Genomic DNA, 3,691 nt, shown 5'->3' with positions numbered 1-3,691 from the left:
TGTGGCGTTTTTGCAGGCTCAAGGATGAACATGCCAGAAGCCTAGTTGCGCAATGGCGCAAAGGTGATCGTGACAGCCTGAGCATCGTGCTCTGACGGCACTCACTGAAATTCCCCACTCCGGGTCGCTTCTGCTCATAGAAGCGGGCCTTCCTCGATGCTGATGGTCTTCGACCACACACCAGCCCGAGAAAGGCCCTACTCCTATGCTTTCAGAGGAGGACGACGTGGACATCCACGCGCTCAAACGGCAGGGAATGACGATCAGTGAGATCGCCCGCCGCACCGACCACGACCGCAAAACCATCCGCGCCTACCTGGCCGGCCAACGCACCCCGGGAGTGCGTCAACGAGCTGAACCCGACCCGTTCGACGCGTTCATCGACTACGTCACCGCCCGGCTGATCGAGGACCCGCATCTCTGGGCGGCAACGCTGCGGGACGAGCTCGTTCCGTTGGGTTATGCACGGCGGTTGTGTTCTTCACCCTGTTCGCGTCTTCTACCGGCGGTTGGCCAAGTCCTATTCCAAGCCGGTGTATTACTTTGTTTGAGTTGCCGGTGGCCCGATACGCTAACAGGCCGCGGCAACCGTTGCGTCGATCCCACGGCTCCCCGTGCACGCCTCTCCCGGTTCAACCGGGCAGCGCCCCGTTACGCCCCGGAGTTGCTGTTCGTGGCCCCAGAAATCAAGTCGCCGTTGTTGGCTCGTTCAACTGCTGCCGGGTCGAAAATCGCAGCGGGGCGGCCGAGCAGGTAGCCCTGCACGAGCGCGCAGCCCGATTCGCGGAGGGTGTCGAGCTGGTCAACGGTTTCCACGCCCTCGGCCACGACTTCGATTTCGAGCTTCTGCGCAAGCGCGAGGATCCCCTGCACGAGGGCGACGGAGGACCGGGAAGGAATATCCATAATGAAGGTGCGATCGATCTTGATCTGGTCGACCGGCAGGGAATTGAGCCACGCGAGCGTGGAAAACCCGGTTCCGAAATCATCGAGTGAGATCCGGATACCGAGCTGGCGGAGCTCGGTGAGTCGTTCGACGACGCCGGGCAGGTCGATCAGTGCGCGGCTCTCGACGACCTCGAGGATGAGGCGTCGGGGCGAGATGTGGTTCTTGGTCAGGGCGGCACGCACCGTCGGCAACAGCCGGGGGTCGACCAGCGTTGCGCTTGCGAGGTTGACGGCGACGTGCAACGGTTCGTCGCCCGGCTGCGACCACCCTGCCAGCGCCGCACAGGCGGCACCCATCGCCCACAAGTCCAGTTTGGTGATCATGTCGGTTTCTTCCGCGAGTGGAAGGAATGCGGCCGGCGCCAATAGCCCAAGGCGCGGATGAGCCCAGCGGATGAGCCCCTCGGCGCCCACCGCCCTGATGCCATTGGCACCGGAAATATTGAAGACCGGCTGGAAGTGCAGGCGCATTTCGTTGCGGTCGATGGCGACTGAGAGCTCCGTTTCAAGCGACGGCTTTGACGAATCGGCTGCCGTCTCGCCGGAGACGGCGATCTGGTTGCGACCTGTCCTCTTCGCCTCGTACATCGCCGTATCGGCCGCGGCGAGGAGTCGTTCACCGCGCCCGCCCTCTCCGGTGTAGACGGCAACGCCAACGCTCGTGGAGATACGCAGGTCCCGGCCGGCGAGATGAAAGGGCAAGTTGAGGTTGTCGACGATGCGTCTGGCCATTTCGAGCGCCGTCGACTGGCAGGACAGGTCCGTGAAGAGAACTGCGAATTCGTCGCCGCCGAGGCGGCCGATAGTGTCTCCCGGGCGAACCTGGGAACGGAGGCGGGCGGCAACCTGGCGGAGCAGTTCGTCCCCGGCGCCGTGCCCGAGGTCGTCGTTGACCTTCTTGAAGTTATCGAGGTCGCAGAACATCACGGCAGTGCCGGTGCCAGCCCTGTTCTCTCCGAGCGCGTGGTCCAGCCGCTCGGCGAACAGCACCCGGTTGGGTAACCCGGTGAGAGAGTCGTGCAGGGACTGGTGTCGCACGGTCGCGAGCAATCTCGCGTTTTGTAAGGCCGTTGCGCCCTGGCTGCTCACCCCGACGATCCGGGTCATGGCCGCGCAATGTACCTCTGGCGTGAGGTGTCCATGCCATACGGCGGCCGCGATCCCCAATAGGAGATCGCCATCGAGCATCGGGACCACGACAACATTCGGCGCCCCAATGGCGCCGAGTAACTGTACTAGAAGAGGGCTGGCCTCGTCCGCCCTGACGAGGACGGGTTCGTGGTTAGTGAGAAGTCCGATCAGCTCGGGAGTCGTCGCAGCCGGGATCGGCGTGGCGAACAGCACCTCACGCTCGCCCGGCTCAAAGCCGTCGCAGGCGACTGCTTGGAGCGTCGCGAGTCCGGCGTCCCAGAGCAGGACCGCCGCGGCGTCGCACGCGACGATAGTCGGCAAGGCGGCCGCGATGATGTCCGCGACGCCGGTCGTGCTGCCGGCGGTGGCCAGTTCGTGAGCCAGCGCGAGCAGCGCCGTCGAGCGGCTCTCTTCCCGGCGGCTGTCCTCGAGCGCCGTGAAGAGGTCAAGGGCGGCTGCCGCGTGGCTGGCATAAGCCTTGAGGAGCGCCCGGTCCGCGTCCATGGGCTTCTGCCCCCGCGGGTACAAGGCCGCGAGGCGCCCGTGAACCTGGCGAGTCGACGCCACGTCGACGACAACGGCGGAACTGCCGAGGCTGGCACCCTCGAGCAGCCGCGCCGCGAGTTCCGCGGCTCGATCATCGGCGAGACCCGAAAAGTGCACGAGCGGCGCCCCGCCGTGAGTCGGCTTCACGACGAAGAGATAGGACGGCGCGAGGACCGCTGCTGCGGCGCGACCCACGATCCGGGCGAGCACCTCGCCGATGTCGTCGCTGCTGACGAGATCCGCCTCGGCCAGCTGTATCCGCTGGACCTGTTCACGCAAGGCCGCGAATCCGCGATCGGCTGCGCGCCTACCACTGCGCCATGACCACCAGTGCAGTCGCCGGGACCATGTGAGGTGGTACACACAGGCCAGATTTCCGTCCGACTGGCACTCGTCCTGGACGGTGTGCGCTGATTCCAGCCCGAAGATACGTGGCACGGCAGAGAACAGGCCCTGCGCATACTCGCAATCCAGCCGGGACGGAGCGTATCCGTCGTGGAGATGAAAGCTGAGCGTTGCATCCGTGGGGCTGATGGTGACGAGCGCGAGTGTAGACGTCGTACTGAATTTCGGGACCATCCTTGGGAGCTGGTTGTACACGGCGCGGGGTGATGCGAAGGCGCTCAGAAGTTGCGCAATGGCCGGATGGACCCTGTCCGCAGCGGCAGATTCGCCGATTCTGAACATTGTCCCCGGGCCGAGGGCTTCCGTCACGGCCTCAAAAAGCCGGATGCGGGTGTCGTAGCCGATCCAGGTGGAGATTTGCTCCAACTCCTCGACCGATTGGATGATCCCGGCCGCCGCGAGTACGTCGGCAACCAACTGGACGCCACCGCGCTCACGGACGAAGCGCAGTACCAACGTCACCGTCGCGCTGGACGTCTCACGTGCTTCAGCAAGCATTACGCTCCCACAGGTCACGTCCCGCTGAGTGGTGGAGTTTCTCAACACGGTGCGGGTCAGTTGGTCTAGCTTAGGCGGCGGCGAGTTCTGGGAGGATCACCGCCTCGTCGATGACCTTGATGGGGTTGTTCATGGTGGCCAGCTCGAGCATGGATGCTTCGGA

Annotated in this window: 1 protein-coding gene; it reads right to left on the bottom strand. The window is 64.6% G+C overall.

Annotated elements, in window-relative coordinates; all coding sequences use genetic code 11:
• Positions 1-651 precede the first annotated feature (651 nt).
• The gene (locus tag E3O50_RS14785; RefSeq protein WP_134448366.1) at positions 652-3,528 is read right to left on the bottom strand and encodes an EAL domain-containing protein; all 2,877 of its coding nucleotides are present in this window, start codon (positions 3,526-3,528) and stop codon (positions 652-654) included.
• Positions 3,529-3,691: the final 163 nt, after the last annotated feature.

Source organism: Cryobacterium sp. MDB1-18-1 (genome assembly GCF_004402735.1).
GTDB lineage: Bacteria > Actinomycetota > Actinomycetes > Actinomycetales > Microbacteriaceae > Cryobacterium > Cryobacterium glucosi.
The sequence above is the reverse complement of the archived record's forward strand: the minus strand, read 5'-3'. Positions and strand labels throughout refer to the sequence as shown.

Bases quoted from the DNA above. Each gene is read 5' to 3' on its own strand.
- E3O50_RS14785 (WP_134448366.1), bottom strand. From the start codon at position 3,528: ATGCTTGCTGAAGCACGTGAGACGTCCAGCGCGACGGTGACGTTGGTA.